Raw genomic sequence first — 18529 nt, forward strand, 5'->3', positions numbered from 1 at the left:
GTTGGATTTAGACAGGCTGGCAGCTACTGTTCACAGTTCTTTCCTTGACGAAAGTCCAGAGAAATTACTCGCCAAAGCTCTGTTCACCATAACCGCCCCCACCATACCCACGATACAAAATTTCCCGCTTTACAAGCACTGCAGCAACAAACGAAATTCCAGTCGCGACAAGAGCAAGAATGGTCCGTCGGGTGGCCTGCCTCGACCCCGTGGTTTTGATTTCTTCATCTGAAGGCATCAGTACGGTGGTGTAAGCCTTCTTGCTCCTGTAGCTACCCTATGTCGGCGGCTATTTTCGTCCATCATTAACAGGAGTCCAGTGACGGAGAGCGTTTTAGTAAACACGTCATACTGTTAGCTGCTGTACCATAGCCGGTCATTGATCACCATGTAGAACGGACAGGGCCCCAGATACCACGCGTGCAAAGATCACTGGAAGTAAACGTTGACTGGTTTGGTTGGCAAGAGAAGTTTGATCAGGAACGGACCGTGGGCAGTTCACGACTGAACATATGCTTAGTCGTTGATCTGATGTTCTGATTAGATCCGACAAGATCGGAGTGGTTAGCACTCATATAATACACCGTGTCTGTTTTAGAACTACATAAGATGGCCGAATACTAATAAACAAGATATAATCCCAAATATTGTCACAGTCATATTGCGAGAGTAGTTGGTCGTTGTAGGCTGTCTGAGTGAACAGTACGAGGTTACTACTATTGAGGCTACTGTCCCACTCTCAATCGATGACGTACACTGTCGCAGTCATTGGGACTGGTGCAGATCCGGACGACCCGGATACCGACGGGTTCGCGATGGCATATAGACATGCAAGCGCGTACAGGCGCTTAGATTCATGTGAACTTACCGCCTGTGCCGATGTCGTCCCAGAGAATGCGAAAAACTTCGGTGAACGATGGGATCTCCCGGACGGAAACGTTTACACGGATACTGAGAAGATGCTTGATGCTGTCGAACCCGACATCGTCAGTGTCTGTGTTCCGCCTCATATTCACGCACCTGTCGTGACGACGTGTGCTGAAAGTGGGGTAATGGACGCGGTCCACTGCGAAAAGCCGATGGCAACAAGATGGGAAGATTGTCAAACAATGGTGTCGGCGTGTAAGCGGGCCGGCATCCAACTCACGTTCAATCATCAACGCAGATTCGGAAAGCCGTTCCGGAAGGCCAAATCGCTGCTTGAAAACGGGAAGATAGGTACGTTAGAGCGAATCGAGCTCGGTGGGAAGAATCTGTTCGACTACGGGTCACACCTGTTTGACCTCTGTGGGTACTTCACTGATCAAGCGATGGCAAAATGGGTGATGGCTGGGATCGAATACAGCGAGGAAAACGTACAGTTTGGGGCTCATAACGAGAATCAGGCCATCGCACAGTGGCGGTATACGAACGGTGTCAACGGGCTTGCATCAACAGGGGACGGTGGAATTGTCGACTGTCATATGCGACTGCTGGGTACAAATGGAGTCATAGAAATTGGCGGCGAGGTTCCTCTACGGATCCGAACTGGGAAAAGCTGGAAAACAATCGACACCGACGGAGAGGACGTACATGGTCCTAACGAGACAATATTCGACGCTGCAAAGCAGAAAATCAGCGCTCGAATGCCGGGAGCCACCGTAGAAAGCGCAAGACCGGAAAGCTATATCGACCGTGCCATAGCAGATACCGTCGACGCGCTTTCCACAGGTCGTGAACCTGAACTTTCAGCAGATAATGCACTGCAAGCGACCGAGCTTATATTCGGATGCTGGGAGTCCGCTCGCCGGTGCGGACGAGTTGACTTCCCGCTTGAGATCAACGACAACCCGCTGGAGTCAATGGTCGAAAGCGGACAAGTACTCACAGCTGACAATCAGTAAAATCCAGTATACTTGACCAGTTATAGCCGGTCTAGAGGCACCGTCAAGGGGGGCCTGATAGTTCAGCCGTATTGCAGTTATCCCGTTCATAACAAACAGATGGTATCCGAAGTGTGTAGCAACGGAGAGTCTATGCAGGCACAGCAATACAGAGTATTGAGTGGGCAGAACGCACTGGTGTCCGTCAGTCGATCTACTATATTAGCTCGCCACAGACGTGACGGGGAGTTCGGACGACAATGCTAGATAAACTGAAACGGTTGATAAAACGGCTGCTCCCAGCCAGTGACGATGTCATGGAGCAAGTTGTAAAAAGTGGCGTTTGGGTCGGCGCAATGAACGTCACTGAACGGGGTTTAGAGCTGCTATTACTGATCATCGTCGCTTCACTGTTATCTCCACGTGCATTCGGGTTGATGGGGATTGCGCTGCTGACGCTATCCTCACTCAAGAAATTCTCAGAGTTGGGCATCAAGTCCGCACTGATACAGGCCGAGAAGGACAACGTTGACGACGAACTCGACACGGCTTGGACAATCGAGACAGCTAGAGGGACAGTAATCGCCTTGATCCTGTTCTTCGGGGCTCCGTTTATCGCTTCGTTGTTTAACCAACCTGCTGCGACCAACCTATTTCGGGTCATCGCTCTCTCGCCGTTCATTGTTGGGTTACGAAACCCTGCTGTCGTCTATTTTCAGAAGAGTCTAGATTTCCACAAAGAGTTCGTCTACAGAGTCAGCGGTGCGGTGGCATACTTCGTCGTCACCGTAGGCATAGCTCTGTATGATCCAACCGTCTATGCACTGGCAATCGGATATATCGCCGGCGACGCCGCTCGGTTTCTCGTCTCGTATATCGCGGACGGATACCGACCATGGCCTGCCTTTGACCTCGATATTGCGAAGAAGCGCTACAGTTTCGGGAAGTGGATGACTGCCAATTCCATCTTGTATTTCCTGTACAGCAGAGGAGACGACGCATTTGTCGGCTGGGCGCTCATGGCGAGCGCACTGGGGTTTTACCAACTCGCCTACCGGCTCTCGAACGCGCCAGCGACCGAAATCACACAGACGATCTCCAGTGTGACGTTTTCGGCGTATTCGAAAGTTCAAAAAGATGTCGAGAAGCTCCGATCGGGATATTTCCGGACACTCAGGATGACCACTTTGGCATCGTTCCCAGCGGCGGTGGGTATTGCGGCGGTCGCACCCGCATTTGTCGCAGCATTCTTTACCCCAGAATGGCAGCCAATGGTTCCAGTAATGCAGTTGCTAGCTATCTACGGGCTCCTGCGTTCGATGGGTGCGACGATGGGACCAGTCTGGAAGGCGGTTGGACGACCGGACTATATCGCTAAACTCTCCGCTGTACGTGTGATTCTCATTGCTATATTCATCTACCCGGCCACGATGCTGTACGGAATTGAGGGTACCGCAGCCCTCATTACGGGGATCTATATCTTCCCAATGATGCCGATAGACGTCTATCTGATTTCCCGAACAATTGAGGCGTCTCCGGTTCGAGTGCTCAGAGAGGTCTCCTATCCACTGGCAGCAAGTCTTGGGATGGCAGCCGCAGTGACCTACGTCTATCAGACGGTGACTCTCAATGCGCCGGTACTGGAGTTTATTCTGATAGTTCTGGTCGGTATCGGAGTATATGTGGCCCTAGCTTTGGCCCTCATGTTTAGCTTCAATTGGGAAGTCAAGCAGAACCTTGAGTCAATATTCGATACGTTTGCGTGATCAAAATGAGACAGGCAATCCAGATCAGTCGGTTCGGGGAACAGAGAGGGAAAGCGCGATGAAGCGTCGAACAATGCTTGCTGGCGTCCTTCCGTTTTTACAGGGCGGTCGCTGGTTGGATCAGATGCTGCTCGTAAATCAAGGTGAAATCGTTGAAAAACGGTTCATCGGAATCGCTGAGGGGGAGACGACTGAGATCGCTTCCATTGACGATGATGGGACGACTGTTTCATCCGAGCACGAGGGCCAGCTTGGACAATCCCCCAGAGAGATATCCACAGAGGTCGCAGCTTCGCTTCGAGGAACGTACGACACTTTACGATTCCACATCACTGTGGCCCACCACGGCGGTAGCCTCAATATATTTGGCCGGACCGGATTGGAAGAATACCGGACATCAAGAGCTCTCTACAGCGGGGTCGCGGTGGGTAACCACATTTCGTTTCAGACATCTCTCCTGAACAGAGACACCATCATCTCGTTGTCGTGTCTGGCAGACGAGAAGGAGGCGCTGCAACGTCGGTGTCAGGTTGGTGTCGAAGACCCAACGGCGGAGTGAGAAGGGACTCTACGGGAGCGACTCACTCAGCTCGCGAGAATACGCATTGCATGAGATATCTCATGGGGACGGCCACTGAACTGAATGTACTCCAGGAGTCCCTACGATTGGCAGGTAGACACGGGAACGGCAGCCATTCGTTAATCATTGCTGAGAATACCACGACTATCAGACGGACTGATAGAGATTATGAACCCCTCGAGAACACCTTGAGTATCTTGAATCCACAAGACAACCTGAGCAGATGGTGACGTGGTCTCTGAAACAAGACTCTGTAATATAGGCCTATTTATTCATCACAGAACGAATCTGATAGCCGCAAATGAAGGCGATATGGAACGGTAGTATCATCTTAACATCCAAGATACACCGCAGTACAATGGTGCTAAATGAAGAATAATTTCTCAGATGTCAATTTCAATCATAAGATTCTCTTAAAATCTGGTATGCAAAAAAGTAGCTTATGAGTAAAAAATCATGTAAACAAAACTCAACCGGTAACAAGGGATAAAATAGTAAATAGGGATTACCGAAGTGTGACCAACGAAGAACAGAATCGCTCGCACGACAGTGGTGACGTATCGCGAGATGATAGTAGTACGACGGGAACAACCGTCGTAGACCGCCGCACGTGCATGAAATTGGCAGGTGTTGCCGTTGCTTCCTTGGCAGGATGTGCCGGTAAAGGAGGTCCTACCACGGGAGGGTCAGCAGCAACAGTCGGCTACGGTGGTGAGCCTGCAGTTACGACACAGCTCACCGCAGTCGATGTTTCGAAGGTAGCCGAAGACGCCACTAAGGCACGTTCGATCAGCAGCCTCAGTATCGATTCCCCACTCTCGACAACACTGTCTCCTGGTTCCTCTGATCTATTTGCGTTCAGACCCGACAGCGAAGACGTGGCGGTTGAATTCACACCGGATACAGACACGGGTGTTGCTGCGCTCGGATTGTTCAACCCCGACGGGGAGCTACTCTCACAGGCGTACGCGAGTTCGGATGCACCGGTGTACCTCCCGGAGTCGCTCTCGGCCAGCGGCACACACTACCTGCAAGTCATGGACATCGGTCGAAGCGGTGGCGATTACTCACTGACCATTTCAACGGATAGCACGACGCAGTCTCAGTCACCGTATGAAGGGTCTGTCAGAGCTATTCCCGGCCGTATCCAGGCGCAGAACTTCGACATCGGTGGCGAAGGCGAGGCGTACCACGACACGTCTGGTGGAAATATCTACGGTTCCGCAAACAGAGATACTGACGTTGATATCCGGCCGACCGAAGACGAGTCCGGAAAGTACAACATCGGCTACTTCCAGGCCGGAGAATGGCTCGAGTACACAATCGATGCCACATCTGGAACGTACGATATTAGTGTCCGAGTGGCGTCGGCACTTTCTGACGGGCGACTCGAACTGTCTATTGGAGATCGTAGCCTCACAACTGTTACGGTCCCCAATACGGGCGACTGGACCTCGTGGGAAACAGTCACCGTAGAAGACATCGAAATCGAATCCGACCAGCAATCGACGCTTCGCGTCGAAGCACTGGATTCCGGTGTAGAATTCAATTGGGTCGAATTCGAGAAAATCGAGACTCAAAAACCATACAATGGGACTCGAGTCACGATTCCCGGACGCATCAAGGCACAAAATTTCGACACAGGTGGCGAAGGAATATCATACAGCGATACGACCGCTGGGAACGAGTACGACACCAGTTATCGTGACACCGATGTCGACATCCGAGAGACACAAGACAGCACCGGTGAGTACAACATCGGTTACTTCGAGGACGGCGAGTGGCTCGAATACTCTGTCGATGTTTCGCCTGGTCAGTATGACCTCAGGGCCCGCGTTGCAACAACGCGAGACGATAGGCAACTCAGGTTCTACCTCGCCGATCAAGAATTAGGAACCATCGACGTTCCCAACACAGGTGGATGGACGACGTGGGAGACTGCCACGTTAGAAGATGTTACCATCGATGCTGACGGACAACAGGTGCTTCGGGTCGAAGCCGTCGGATCAGGTATCGATTTCAACTGGGCTGAGTTCGAAATCGCTGAGAACCAACCATTCGACGACGTTCCGACGCTTCCCGGCAGGATACAATCACAAGCATACGACCTAGGCGGCGAAGGCGTGTCGTATCATGATACCACTGCTGGTAATGAGTACGACCTCGGCTATCGGGGCTCTGACGTCGATATCCGGGAAACGCAGGACAGTTCCGGGACGTACAACGTCGGGTATTTCGAGGACGGCGAATGGCTCGAATATACCGCTGAGGTGCCGGCCGGAACATACGACATCAACGTCCGCGTTGCGACGACACGCGATACCAGGCAACTGCAGTTCAGCCTCGACGGTGAGCAACTTGGGACAGTAGATGTGCCAAATACCGGTGGCTGGACAGCATGGGAGACAGCAACCCTCCCTGACGTAACGGTTCAGGATAGTGGTACTCACGTCATCCAAGTGAAGGCAATCGGCTCCGGCATTGACTTCAACTGGTTCGAATTCAATGAAGCGGCAGAGACGGAGACAACAACTGAAACTGAGACAGCAACAGAAACCGAGACTGCAACCGAGTCAGATACTGACGACTTCGGCAGCGAAGGCTACGGAATGGATGGGTACGGGGGTACCCAATAACACACTAGATCAATGGCAGAACGATACAACACGCCCGCGGAGGGCACGCTCGATTGGCACGTACCGCTTAACGAAAACTTCGAAAAACTCGACAATCACGTCGAACTCCGGGACGCTGAGTCTAACATCAGTCAGTACGAACCGAAGACAGGGTCGAAGTTCCTAGCGACCGATACCGGCACAGTATACATTGGCGACGGCACCAACTGGAACCGCGTCGGGAGCCTCAGTTCATCCGATGATTCAGTTTCTGAAGCCGACGACGGTTCGCTCATCGCCCCGCCGGGCGAAGTACAGTCCGTAATCGATCAGGCGTCGAAGTCACATACATGGGCACAGGGCCCGAGCCGGACTGTAAAGCTCGTCTCCGGGGAGAACTACTTCCCGTCAGATACTATCAAGCTGAGACGGAACGTCCGACTCGAGTGTAACGGTGCTCGGATTATTCCGGAAGGCGACTTCAACGTCATCGAGATGTACCGTGGGACACAGCTCATCGATCCGTTCATTGATACCCGGTCTGTTAGCTGGAACTCGACACAGGTCGTCGTCGGCGCACCGGACGCAGACAAGATTGAACTGGCGAACCGCGCAACCGTTGAAAACGCCTATCTCTGGGGCACTCCCGGGGAGGGCATCGGACTGCAGTTCTTGGGCGGGACGAGACCCTGCTCGATGCAGATCGCTAGCGGAACAATATACGGGTTCGATATCGCAATTGACCTCTATGCCAACGGGGACGATTACAGCGGACAGGGCGACTGGTCGAACGGGAACCAGTTCTACGGCTCATTAGAGGCCTTCCGCGTTGGCGTCAACCAGCGCTCTGAGGGCGCTGAAGTCTCGGGGAACGTCTTCAAGTTGATGGTCCAACCCGACAACGACGTGAGCGAGTGGCTGTGGTACATGGAGGACGATCCCCGCTCTGACAGCGAGCGAGACGACAATATGTACCGGAAGTCCGGGAATACCATGATGGTGTATCCGTGGGATAACAACAATTACATGGACAACAATCCGTTCGCCGAGAGCGACGATCGGAAGCCGCCGCTATGGTATATCGGCGAAGGAATAAACTACGGCAATTCACTCGTTGACCAGTCCGGGAAGCTGGGGAACCAGTACATCGTCAACAATTCGGACTACCCAGATCGGAACGGGATTTTCACCTATCACGGTGGGAAGGTCACCGGCACCAGACAGTTCTCACACCCGCCTGCGTACCAGCGGAACAGCGATAGTCGGATGTGGCACGAGGACTCGAAGAACTAACCCTCGTAGGACTCGCTATGCCATCATAGCGTGCGATATAGCGGTCTACTTGTTCTCATTGCGCGACTGAGGGTGCCAATTTCGGCTGTCATTTCGCTGGTAAGCTGGGTTTGTCTCGTATTCCGTTGTCCCGACGACAAATCCACCGTGTGCAGTAAAGATACCATTTCTGTCTGGTGTATCTGAATTGTTGAGCACGTATTGGTTTCCTCGCGCCCCGCTCATATCCACAAGTGAGTTTCCATACCGGCGACCGCGTCCGATAAACCAGAATGGTGCATCTCGATCACTCTCTGAATAGTATGAGTTGTTCCGCTTGAACGAGGATACGTCCCAGGGATATGCCATTACCGTATTGCCTTTCATCATGTATATATTATCGTCTCGGGACTCACGTGGATCGTCCGCCATTTTCCAGAGCCATTCACTTACCTCTGGATCGGGCTGAGTCTGGACGCGAACGGTATTTCCGCTTACCTCCGCACCGTCCGACCGCATACTAATCCCGATCCGGAAATCTTGTATCCGTCCCCAGAACTGGTTCCCGTTCGACCAGTCGCCCTGTGAATCACGGTTCTCACCGGTAGCGTAGAAATCTATGGCCCGGTCAAACCCATCGATGGTTCCGTTTGCGGTCTGCATCGAGCAGGGTTTCGAACCACCACGGAACTGTATGCCGATGCCCTTGCCTGTATCTCCAAGGAGGTATGCGTCTTTCACCCAAGCGCGGTTGGCTGTATCCAACTTTTGTGCGTTTTGAGGACCGATAACGACCTGTATCGAACTCCAGCTTTTGCCGCGGGTATCGACAAACGGGTCAATGAGAACGGTATCACGGGCGAGCTCAAAGACGTTGAAATCACCTGTCGGAACTACTTTAGCCCCATTGCACTCCAGTCTGACACCTCTTTTTAGACGGATAGTCTCGGATACTTCGTACGTCTCACCGGATACCATCTTGACGGTCTGTGCAGGAGCCTGCCCGAACTCAGATCCAGTAGATGCGGTATCGATAACATCCTGGAGCTGCCCCGGTTGAGCGATGAACGTTCCGTCACTCATTACTGTGGTTCTCCCACTGTTCTCGCCAAGTGAGACCGAGCGAGCGAGTCCTGCCGCGCTACCGAACTCCAGCCACTCCTCCCCGTCTCCAAAAAAGATACGTCGCGAGTCTGTTGCGAGGAACTTGGCACCCGCCTTCGGTTGATACTGGTCCAAGTTTTCTGCAGCATCCTTGATTTCGACTTCCGTGTCGATGCGAGAGAAATTTTCGTTCAGCGGGATATGCCAGTCCTGTGTTCCACGATCCGGACGCTGATAGCTATGATTCGGCGTCTCTTTAGCCATATCGATCACTTTACACAAACCAAGTAAAATATACTGATGCTACTCTCCAAATAAAATTTCGGGGGAGCCATTACTCGGTCAGCGGTTGTGCGTAGACGGTCTCTTCAGGGCCCTTTTCCAGCTCCCGATACACTCTCTCGAAGCCGTCGACCATCGATTCAGTCGTAAATTCGCTCGCCGCTCGCTGCCCTGCGGCGGTTCCGAGCGTTTCGGCAAGGGACTGGTGCTGATGTAGGCGGATAGTCGCCCACGCAATTTCGTCGGGTGCCTGTACGTCGACGAACAACCCCGTCCGGTAATTCTCCAACAGATCGCTAGTCCCGTCTACAGGTGTCGCGACGATTGGAAGCTCAGCAGCCATGGCTTCGATCACTGCACCTGGGAGCCCCTCGTAGTGAGAGGGGAAGACGAAGACATCTATCGAGCCGAGAATTGCTGGAACATCCTGTCGAGTGCCGAGGAAATGAATTGAATCAGCACAGCCGAGTGAATCGACTCGTTCCGTCATCCGCTCTCGGTCGGCCCCATCACCGACGAAAACAAGATGTGCGTCGGGGATTTCGGAGACGATAGTTGGCCATGCATCGAGGAGATCAAAGTGTCCTTTCCGCTCAACAAGACGACCGACGGTTCCGATGACAGTGTCCTCCGTCGGGATGTCTAGCTCTGATCGCAGGTTCGCCGGGTCTGTTGTCCGATACTGTTGTACGTCCCGCCCATTGTAGACCACCGCCACGTTTTCTTCGTCTGCACCACGTTCAATGGCGTATTCCCGTCCCGCTGTGGAGTTCGAAACGATAGCGTGTGAGAGTGATATCGTCATCCGGTCGAGAGTACGGCGGACAAACGGTTCCTCATTAGGGACTTCTCGAATGCCGGTAATAATGGTTGCAGAACAGAACACGCCAGCGATCCTGGCGATTACGTTGTCGTAAAAAAGGAACGACTGTATGAGGTCGGGTTGTTCACGGCGGGCGACGAGACAGAACTTGAGCGGGGCGAACAAATAGACGAGTGGGCTTTCGACTCCATCTATCGCCCCATTCGCAACACGACCAGCGTCCGTCAGCGACCGAACGGTGACGTCCGGTGAGAGGTCTGTCGCAAGCGGATTCGTAGAAAATATTGTCCAGATGGTGACGTCATACTCGTCTCCATTGACCTCATTCGCTAGGTCAACAAGTGTGCGCTCGGCACCACCGACGACAAGCGCGCCGATGAAGTACCAGAGGGTCGTACGCTCCGCTGTCATTCCTGTATTACTCCGCTTGGTTGTGTGCTATTGCGATGGAGCGTGTACTCCGTGTTCATGCGAACGATCATACTCAGAGATAGCCCATGTTTTCGAGCTGTTCTGTCGTGCTTTCGTCGATGTCACGTACTTCCTCCTCACTCTCTCCGGAGAGGATGGCCGCGATATCCGCCCGCGCTTCCTCCGCGGTAAACTGTGGGTTGCCATACGACTGATGTCCCGGGGTGAATCGACGATATGAGTCTCGAATCTTCTTGTTGTGGAAGACCTGTCGTCCGAAGGGCTTCTGCAGTAGCAGTGCCAGATAGATGATCGATGACGTCGTTTTGTGCCCGTCGACAAACGTGTGACCACCATGTTCGTCCCAGAGGCTCTTGATCGTCCGCTCAAACCCGCCAGTGAGACTGACGACTTTCTCAATGGGTCCCGGTAACGAGCCGTAGCGAATGTGGTTCAGATGTGTGTACCCAGTCGTCCGACCCTCTCCTTCTCTGTTTCCATCCACCCGACCGAAATCAGGTTTGGAGGACATCGCACTCGCGACCGTCGGTAAGATGTCCACATGATGTAAGAGCCCGTTCTCATCAGAGGGCGCCAGATCCGGATGAATGAACGATGTCGGAACGTAAACGACTTCAGGCGTCGCAAGGTGTGTGTGTCCGAAGTACCCGTATTCTCCGAGTACCTCGCCGTGGTCACTGGTATAGATGACGAGGGTATCTTCACGAAGCCCCCTGCGTTCGAGCGTCTGAAGTACGCTCTTGAACTCTTCGAACGAGCGGTCGACACCGTTGTAGTAGTCTTCTCGCGCCGTGTGCGGGTCTGACGATACGCGCCAGAGGTATTCAAGAGCTGTCTCGCTGCGGTATTCGTAGTCGTCCCAGTCAAATCCGTTATACGGCGCGTGGCCACCGGGACGACGCGCAACGTGGACAAAGGGGGGCTCGATGTCGTTAATCGATTTTCGCGGGGGATTAGCAAACATCTCCGCAATACTGTTGTTCATGCCGCCTTGAGCAGCTATTGAAACTCCGTGGCTCTCAATATCGAATACTGAGCGGACGTTCACGGGTACAGAATGCTTGAAACTGTGGATGTTGTTGTTCGGTGGCAATAGCCCAGTCAGTAGACTCCCAAACGACGTGGGCGTGTGTGTTGATGCTGCAACGGTCTTGTGGGTCTGCCCGAGCTTCGCGAGATCGTCGTTAATTGCGTTATATCTGACAGCGTCGTCAACATATATCAGGACGTTCTCTACGTCGAAATCCATACTACCAGAGGTTGGCTACTACAACAGTATAGTAAAGACACCCCTACGAAGTATGAAGCAGCGGGTAAAAACACTACCAAAGGGCTATGCAGAGCATCTATCTAGAGCGTCTCATTTCGTAATTGCTTCATTTTTAATCGAGTTGAGAGTCTTCATTGCGCTTTTTGCCGGTTTGTAGCTGAATCTGCCCCCGAGCGCAGCGAGTACGAACATCCACCTGTCAGTTCGAAACGGCCAGTAATACACTGATTTAAGTAGTTGTGTTCTCGCATCGGAGTATGCTCTGGCGCGTAGCGCTTCCTGTCCGAGAGTGAACAGCAGCGACGCGAGGAAAGCCCGCTCATATTTTCGTCCGTACCGCGCAGCGAGCGCCCGATGTTTCTCGACCATCAGCGGGTAGGAGGTGTCTCGTTTTTCAGTGTAGTTGTTACTGATTCGGTCCGCACTTTGGGGGCAATTTCGGCGTGTCAATGCTTTCGTGATTACGCGAAACTCAGTGTGTAACGAGAGTCGTATCAGCCACTCTCTATCTTGCCAGCTGGGAAACCGCTCGTCAGGGAGGCCGGCTTGTGGGATAATGTCTGTCGCGACCATCAGTGTCGAGAATTCACCGAATGACTCACCTAAAAGGAGATCCTTTGTCACGTTCCCTTCGGTTGTAAAGATAACCTCTCGTGTGTAGTCTCCGTAATCATACTCACAGCCAGTGTAGACTACGCCGACGCTGTCAGCGCTTTCTTCCATCTCGGAGGTCTGTCGAGCAATCTTCTCCGGGTCCCATTCGTCGTCGTCATCTAACAACGCGATGTACTCCCCGTCTGCCCGTTGAATTCCTGTGTTCCGTGCCTGGTTCGCACCTCTGTTCTCTTGATGACGGACACAGTTGATTTCGATACCCTCTAGTGACTCTCCAGCAAGTGTATCGGCTGCTGGTTGCGGAGAATGATCATCTACAACGATGAGTTCGATGTTTGAGTACGTCTGATCTGCGACGCTCCGTACTGCACTCCGAAGCTTGTCCGGCCGTTTGTATGTTGGGAGGACAACGCTAACGAGCGGATTTGGCATATAGCTGGTGGTGGTTTGGGGTATCAAAGTAAAGTTAGTGTCTGGCTATGCGTCACGCTGCTGGCTAATTTTGGGGCGTCACAGACCAGCCAGTGAACCCACCATTGGCGTAAACCTTGTTTGCTGTCGGATCGTTGTGCATCCTCACCAGACTGTCTTCATCGTAACGGAATAGATACTCCTGTTGGTCTTTTGTATAATACGAAGCAGTGTGCTGTTTGACATCGTGTGTCTTCGTGACGACGTAGCCTCGGCCGAATGTGTCAGATGCAATAACATCCGGGCTAAAGTAGCCAAGATTCCGTGGCAAGTTATTATCCACACCGAAACTCTGAGGGTAGTAGCGCGGATGGTTTGTACCCAAGACGAACGCTTCCATCTTGTGTGACGTATCCATTGCATGAATAGGAACCCCTTCATCGATATTTGTTGCCATGAATTGAGACCCGTCATACTCTGCGTAGGTCATGTGACGGTTTGGCTCGTAGGCTGCATTTGCAGCGAGACAGGCGCTCAAAAGCACGAGCACCGTCAAGCAAACCGTGATTACTGAGCGCCGCCTGACAGCGCTATTAATAAGCGCCAGTCCGACAAGAACTGCAGCGAACAGGAGTGCGTATCTATTTACTCTGATTATTCCTTTTACGATAAGATTGCCCAAGAGGAAGGTCGCCGCGACACCGATCCCCGCGACAAAGTGAACTGAGCCAAAGCCCCACTCGTACTGCATCCCCTTGGAGAGAAACCAGTACAGGGTGAAAAGGACGAATAACCCAGCGATAGCGAAGTAAATTGTGGTCGAGCCATACAGCGTAACGAATTTTTCAGCGAGTTCCACCGGGGAGAACTGGACGGACCCCGCTCGCTGCACCTCTCTAGCCGCTGGATTCGCGTTATCCTGCGACGCAACGACTTTTATTATAGCCTGACGAGTCTGGCCAAAGTTGGTGAGCCAAGCGAATAGGAGCGGAAGGAAGGCCACGCCGAGTCGCGGGCTGAGTTGCGGGGTGGACGACAGGGAAAGTCGTCCGAATACCCCGGAATAAACCGAAGTCAACAGTAGTATACCCAACATAAACAAGGTTGTCATCGGATGCGAGTAGATGACAAACAGACCAAATAGGAGAATCAATAGAAGATACTCATTGTCGTTGCTCCGTCGATACAGTTCTGTAAGTGTAAGGAGAACTGGGACGATCATGAATGAGTTCATCGCCGGATGGTTTGAGAGATGGAAGGTCGTATACAGGAGCGTGCTGCCAGCTGCTAATCCAGCCGCTAGACTCCCTCGTTTATCAGAGAGTGTCTTCACAAGGACCCCGATTCCGATAATCTGGAGCGTCGTAAACAGCAACGCTACCAGATATGGCATCGCGTCCATCGGGACACCTAGCATTGCCATCTCGGCCATCAACACATGTTCGCCTGGGTACCAGATTCCCGGAAGTGAGCCGGTTTCCAGAATCGCCCTGACGTCGCCGAAGTGTTGCAACGCGTCTGCCGTTCCCTGTCCATAGAACCGATAACCGCGGGCTTTCGGCAGAAAGAAATACAGCGCGTAGTTTGAAAGCACGAGGCCAAGACCGTGTCGCCAGTACCTCGTTTGCGTAATAGCTGCTGCTATCAGTGTCAATATTCCACCAATCAGGACCGAATAGAAAGCGAACCAGAATAGCTGGGATAGTCCATCTACCAGCGAGGTTTCATATCCGGTTACCGGTTGGATGGACAGGAAGAGTACGGTCTCGAGGACGAGAATACCGGATAGGAGTATGACCAGATATTCCTGTATGTCGCGGTTGGCGAACTCAAAGCTGTCAAACGACTCCTGATCAAGATTAGTCTCGTGACTCATTTATTGCCCTTCTGACCTGCCACACAGCGTGATATCAACGTCTTTCGCACTCTTATGTACAGTAGATATTAAGTAATCAGCAACTAACGCGTTTGAGGCTATCACTCTCATCGAATTCAGGCCACGGGCAGCGTCAATAAACCATCTGAGACTGAATATCGATTGTTTTATCGAAGTACGACAGGGGCATAGAACTGAGCAACCTGAACCAGTCGGGCCTCGACACGTCATTCGTTCAGAGTTCGTCCTTAATCACGGGCGTGGGGCTGCTGGTTGACTCCGTTTTTTCTTGAATCACAGAGTCGCCGATTTCAGCCACTTGGCCCAGTATTTGTGTCGTTGCTCGCACTGTTTCTTCCCAGTTGTACCGCGTCGTGACTATTTCTCGACCGTGCTCTCCGAGTTCTGAGAGACGGTGCTGGTCGCTAAGTAAATCAACAATCGCTGTCGCGAATCCCTCAGCATTGCCGACTTGGACTGTTTCTCCAGTTTGGTTAATTATTTCCGAGGTCTGCTCAAGATTGCTGGCAACGACTGGTGTTTCACAGGCTAACGCTTCGATAACTGTCCGTGGAAACCCTTCAGTCCGACTCGGAAGGACAAAGAGGTCCGCTGCTCGGAATACCGAGGGCATTTGCTGATATGGGACACGGCCCAGAAATTCCACAGCATCTGTGAGTCCTTTATCAGCGGCCGTCGATTCAAGACTGTCTCGAAGCGGGCCATCGCCGCAGAAAAACAGCGATGCGTCTGGACACCGATCTCGTATCGTATCGAACGCATCTAATACGTCCTGGGGCCGCTTCCCGTCGACTAAGCGGCCGACAAATACAATTGCCTGACCGCTCTGGTTCGCGATACGGGGATAATCTCGTCCAGTAGGTGTAAAGCGGCTGGTATCGATTCCGTTGTTTACAACCGCGATGTCAGCGTCGACACCGAGATCACGGAGTTTAGATTGCTCGACATCGGTGTAACAAAGCGTGACATCGGCCGAATCGTATGTCCACTTGCCCAGCGTACGCAGGTGTGCACGCGAGAACCAGAACGGACCTCGTTGTGAGTTGAGGCCGTGGCATGTGATTGCAACTGGGATATCAGCCATTCGGCAGTACAGTGCGGCCACGTTACTCGAGAAAAACAGGTGAGAGTGGGTATGAACCACGTCGTAGTTTTCCACACCACGCAAATCACGAACAGTATTGGCGAAGATTTGATTGCCGAGGAGCTCTATCCTCGGCGGTTGTTTGATCAGAGTGTACCCGTTCTGATCAGTGACCACCCGCTCTTCGACATCGTCCGAAACAGTCAAGACGGTGACCTCGTGGCCCATCGCAGCCTGATCGCGGCTCAGGGCATGTATGTGATATGGCGCACCACCGACGGTTTCAGGAAAGATATCTTGCGCGACCCGGAGTATGTGCATTTATTTCGGCCAATCATTACAGGTAGACGGGTATAGTTAATAGTCCGATTTTTTGAGTAATACGCCTCTATAACCGGTTCGCGAGACCAAATTGAGGCGTGCGATCACATTGGACCTTGACTTCGTTTGCCTATTCGAGGACTCCCTGTTCTTGCATGCGCAGAGCCCAGTGTTTGAAAACGTATACCGTCCAGAGGAACCGCGAGTGGTCGTGGTTTCCATTGAGATGCTCTTCGAATAGGTTTAAAACCGCAGTGGTATCGAGAATTCCCAGATCGGTAGAACGGACCATCGAGATGAACTCGTCAGCGAGTTCGTGTTTGAACCACTCACCGATCGGCATGTCGAACCCGTGCTTGCTTCGCTGTAAGATAGACTCCGGCAGCACATCATCGAAGGCTCGTTTCAGCACGCGTTTTCGATCACGGCCAGTTAGTTTGTGATCTGTTGGGAGACTGAGTGCATACTCAACAACATCAGTATCGAGGAACGGAACACGTACCTCAAGAGAATTGTACATACTGGCCTTATCAACTTTTGTGAGCATTTGATCTGGGAGCGACAAGCGGGTGTCAACAGCCTGTATCCGTGCCAGACTTGCCTGATCAGTCAGTTCGGGCGATATCGCGGCGTGCTGTGTCCGGAGGGTGGTCTGCCCAGCTTCGATTGGGTCAACGTTCGTGACGGACTGGATAGCTTGGTCATCGGACACACGCATTAAATCGAAATGACGTTCGGGAACCGATCGCTCTCCACTTCGGTTTATGAACCACTGTCCTTTGTATACGGCGTCGCCGATTGCAGTCCCACGCGAGGCTGGTAGCGCATTCACAGCCGGTTCAACGGCGTATTTTCGTATTTGCGATGGCAGCGCTCGATAGTATTTTGACAGGGACTCAACTCGGTACTTATCATAACCAGCAAACAGTTCGTCGGCACCGTCCCCCGAGAGTGCGACCTTGACGTTATTTTTCGTGGCTCGAGACACAGCGTAGCTCGGCATCAGTGCCGGATCAGCGAAGGGTTCCCCCAGTTTATTCAGAACAGCCGGCACGGATTCGCGGACGTCATTGGCTGTGAGCGTGATCTCGTGATGATCGGTATCGTGGAAAGACGCCACCTCTCGTGCCGCCCAGGACTCGTCAAATCGATCTTGGTCGAAGCCGACGGTAAACGTTTTTATCGGCTCATCGAGTAACTGTGCCATCGTCCCGACGATTATCGTCGAATCAATTCCCCCGCTGAGGAACGCTCCAAGTTCAACATCAGCCATCAGACGTTTTTCGACCGCCGATTCGATGAGCGAGCGTAGGTGTGAGGCAGCGGTGTCAATACTGGGGTCACGGGGAGTGATCGACGGCTCGTGGTATTTGTCGCGGTCGATACCGTCGTCGGATATGAGTATCCGCTCGCCGGGTTGGACCTTCGAGACGTTACGGAAGGCCGTTTTTGGTGCCGGAATATAGCCGAATGCGAAGTACTGAGCAAGTGCGTCTCGGTCGATGCCGCCAAGTTCCATATCGCTCTCGAATAGGGAACTGAGCTCGGAGGCAAACGCAAGCTTGTCGTCCGTTTCGGCGAGAACGAGCGGCTTGATACCCATCGGGTCACGGGCCAGTAATAAACGGTTTCGCTCGCTGTCCCACAGAGCGAACGCGAACATTCCGTCGAGTTCGTCGACGAAACTTGGACCTTCTTCCTCATAGAGATGAACCAGCACTTCCGTGTCGGTCTCAGTGGTAAACCGGTGTCCAGCGGATATGAGTTGATCTTTGAGACGACCGTAATTATAGATCTCCCCGTTGAAGATGACGGATACCGTACTGTCCTCGTTGTGAATTGGCTGTCCGCCGCTCTCGGGGTCGATGATACTGAGTCGTCGATGTGCGAGTCCGACGTTTCCATCTGTAAAAATTCCGTCATCGTCAGGACCTCGATGACGCTGACAATCGTTCATACGTTCAAGATCATCAGTTACAGGTGAGCCAGATCGAAGATACTGACCACAGATTCCACACATTGCTCACGTAATCTACACCGGTGCTCAAAATTATACTCTCCCTACACGGACGAGTTAGCTGGATTATTCTCCGCTCTGTGGTACCTACGTCTGGTCTGCAAGTTCGTTGTGTCACTCTCATAGGGCAGTCCGACCCAATATACGACCTGACGAGCTGATTCGAGAGATTCGAACC

At 52.6% G+C, this 18529-nt stretch carries 13 protein-coding genes; 6 read left to right on the forward strand and 7 right to left on the reverse strand.

Annotation, left to right across the window (positions count from 1 at the left end; translation table 11 throughout):
• From C437_RS20830 to C437_RS04910, 6 genes are all read left to right on the forward strand, one after another.
• A partial coding sequence (locus C437_RS20830) for a hypothetical protein (RefSeq protein ID WP_206537041.1) occupies positions 1-232 on the forward strand: 232 nt, incomplete at its 5' end.
• A gap of 514 nt (positions 233-746) precedes the next feature.
• Positions 747-1883, forward strand: coding sequence for a Gfo/Idh/MocA family protein (locus C437_RS04890; RefSeq protein ID WP_004515784.1), 1137 nt, complete (start codon positions 747-749; stop codon positions 1881-1883).
• Between the two features lie 239 nt (positions 1884-2122).
• On the forward strand, positions 2123-3628 hold the full coding sequence (locus C437_RS04895) for a lipopolysaccharide biosynthesis protein (protein WP_004515785.1): 1506 nt from the start codon (positions 2123-2125) through the stop codon (positions 3626-3628).
• A 58-nt stretch (positions 3629-3686) separates the two neighbouring features.
• Complete coding sequence (locus C437_RS04900; RefSeq protein WP_004515786.1) at positions 3687-4187, forward strand: hypothetical protein; 501 nt, start codon at positions 3687-3689, stop codon at positions 4185-4187.
• A gap of 536 nt (positions 4188-4723) precedes the next feature.
• Positions 4724-6844, forward strand: a complete 2121-nt coding sequence (locus C437_RS04905; protein WP_049919614.1) for a carbohydrate-binding domain-containing protein — start codon at positions 4724-4726, stop codon at positions 6842-6844.
• Between the two features lie 12 nt (positions 6845-6856).
• Positions 6857-8116, forward strand: a complete 1260-nt coding sequence (locus tag C437_RS04910) for a hypothetical protein (protein ID WP_004515788.1) — start codon at positions 6857-6859, stop codon at positions 8114-8116.
• 45 nt (positions 8117-8161) lie between these two features.
• Here the strand turns inward: C437_RS04910 and C437_RS04915 are convergent, their stop codons facing one another.
• The 7 genes from C437_RS04915 to asnB all read right to left on the reverse strand — a co-directional run bounded on the left by C437_RS04915 (position 8162) and on the right by asnB (position 18354).
• Positions 8162-9463, reverse strand: coding sequence for a hypothetical protein (locus C437_RS04915; RefSeq protein ID WP_004515789.1), 1302 nt, complete (start codon positions 9461-9463; stop codon positions 8162-8164).
• A 70-nt stretch (positions 9464-9533) separates the two neighbouring features.
• Positions 9534-10715, reverse strand: a complete 1182-nt coding sequence (locus C437_RS04920) for a glycosyltransferase (RefSeq protein WP_004515790.1) — start codon at positions 10713-10715, stop codon at positions 9534-9536.
• Positions 10716-10788: 73 nt separating this feature from the next.
• Positions 10789-11721, reverse strand: a complete 933-nt coding sequence (locus C437_RS04925; RefSeq protein ID WP_241431636.1) for a sulfatase-like hydrolase/transferase — start codon at positions 11719-11721, stop codon at positions 10789-10791.
• A gap of 375 nt (positions 11722-12096) precedes the next feature.
• Entirely contained in the window at positions 12097-13053 is a 957-nt protein-coding gene (locus C437_RS04930) for a glycosyltransferase family 2 protein (RefSeq protein ID WP_004515792.1), read from the reverse strand.
• A 64-nt stretch (positions 13054-13117) separates the two neighbouring features.
• The gene (locus tag C437_RS04935) at positions 13118-14908 is read right to left on the reverse strand and encodes a glycosyltransferase family protein (protein WP_004515793.1); all 1791 of its coding nucleotides are present in this window, start codon (positions 14906-14908) and stop codon (positions 13118-13120) included.
• A gap of 235 nt (positions 14909-15143) precedes the next feature.
• A complete protein-coding gene (locus C437_RS04940; protein ID WP_049919615.1) occupies positions 15144-16334 on the reverse strand; it encodes a glycosyltransferase family 4 protein in 1191 nt (396 codons plus the stop codon).
• A gap of 130 nt (positions 16335-16464) precedes the next feature.
• Positions 16465-18354, reverse strand: coding sequence for an asparagine synthase (glutamine-hydrolyzing) (gene asnB, locus C437_RS04945; protein WP_241431637.1), 1890 nt, complete (start codon positions 18352-18354; stop codon positions 16465-16467).
• Positions 18355-18529: the final 175 nt, after the last annotated feature.

The organism is Haloarcula vallismortis ATCC 29715 (assembly GCF_000337775.1).
Taxonomy (GTDB): domain Archaea; phylum Halobacteriota; class Halobacteria; order Halobacteriales; family Haloarculaceae; genus Haloarcula; species Haloarcula vallismortis.

Excerpts from the sequence above, each read along its gene's own strand:
- C437_RS04910 (WP_004515788.1), top strand. The coding sequence starts at position 6,857 with ATGGCAGAACGATACAACACGCCCGCGGAGGGCACGCTCGATTGGCAC.
- C437_RS04920 (WP_004515790.1), bottom strand. The coding sequence starts at position 10,715 with ATGACAGCGGAGCGTACGACCCTCTGGTACTTCATCGGCGCGCTTGTC.
- C437_RS04925 (WP_241431636.1), bottom strand. The coding sequence starts at position 11,721 with ATGAACAACAGTATTGCGGAGATGTTTGCTAATCCCCCGCGAAAATCG.
- asnB (WP_241431637.1), bottom strand. The coding sequence starts at position 18,354 with ATGTGTGGAATCTGTGGTCAGTATCTTCGATCTGGCTCACCTGTAACT.
- C437_RS04900 (WP_004515786.1), top strand. The coding sequence starts at position 3,687 with ATGAAGCGTCGAACAATGCTTGCTGGCGTCCTTCCGTTTTTACAGGGC.
- C437_RS04915 (WP_004515789.1), bottom strand. The coding sequence starts at position 9,463 with ATGGCTAAAGAGACGCCGAATCATAGCTATCAGCGTCCGGATCGTGGA.
- C437_RS04890 (WP_004515784.1), top strand. The coding sequence starts at position 747 with ATGACGTACACTGTCGCAGTCATTGGGACTGGTGCAGATCCGGACGAC.
- C437_RS04940 (WP_049919615.1), bottom strand. The coding sequence starts at position 16,334 with ATGCACATACTCCGGGTCGCGCAAGATATCTTTCCTGAAACCGTCGGT.
- C437_RS04930 (WP_004515792.1), bottom strand. The coding sequence starts at position 13,053 with ATGCCAAATCCGCTCGTTAGCGTTGTCCTCCCAACATACAAACGGCCG.
- C437_RS04895 (WP_004515785.1), top strand. The coding sequence starts at position 2,123 with ATGCTAGATAAACTGAAACGGTTGATAAAACGGCTGCTCCCAGCCAGT.
- C437_RS04935 (WP_004515793.1), bottom strand. The coding sequence starts at position 14,908 with ATGAGTCACGAGACTAATCTTGATCAGGAGTCGTTTGACAGCTTTGAG.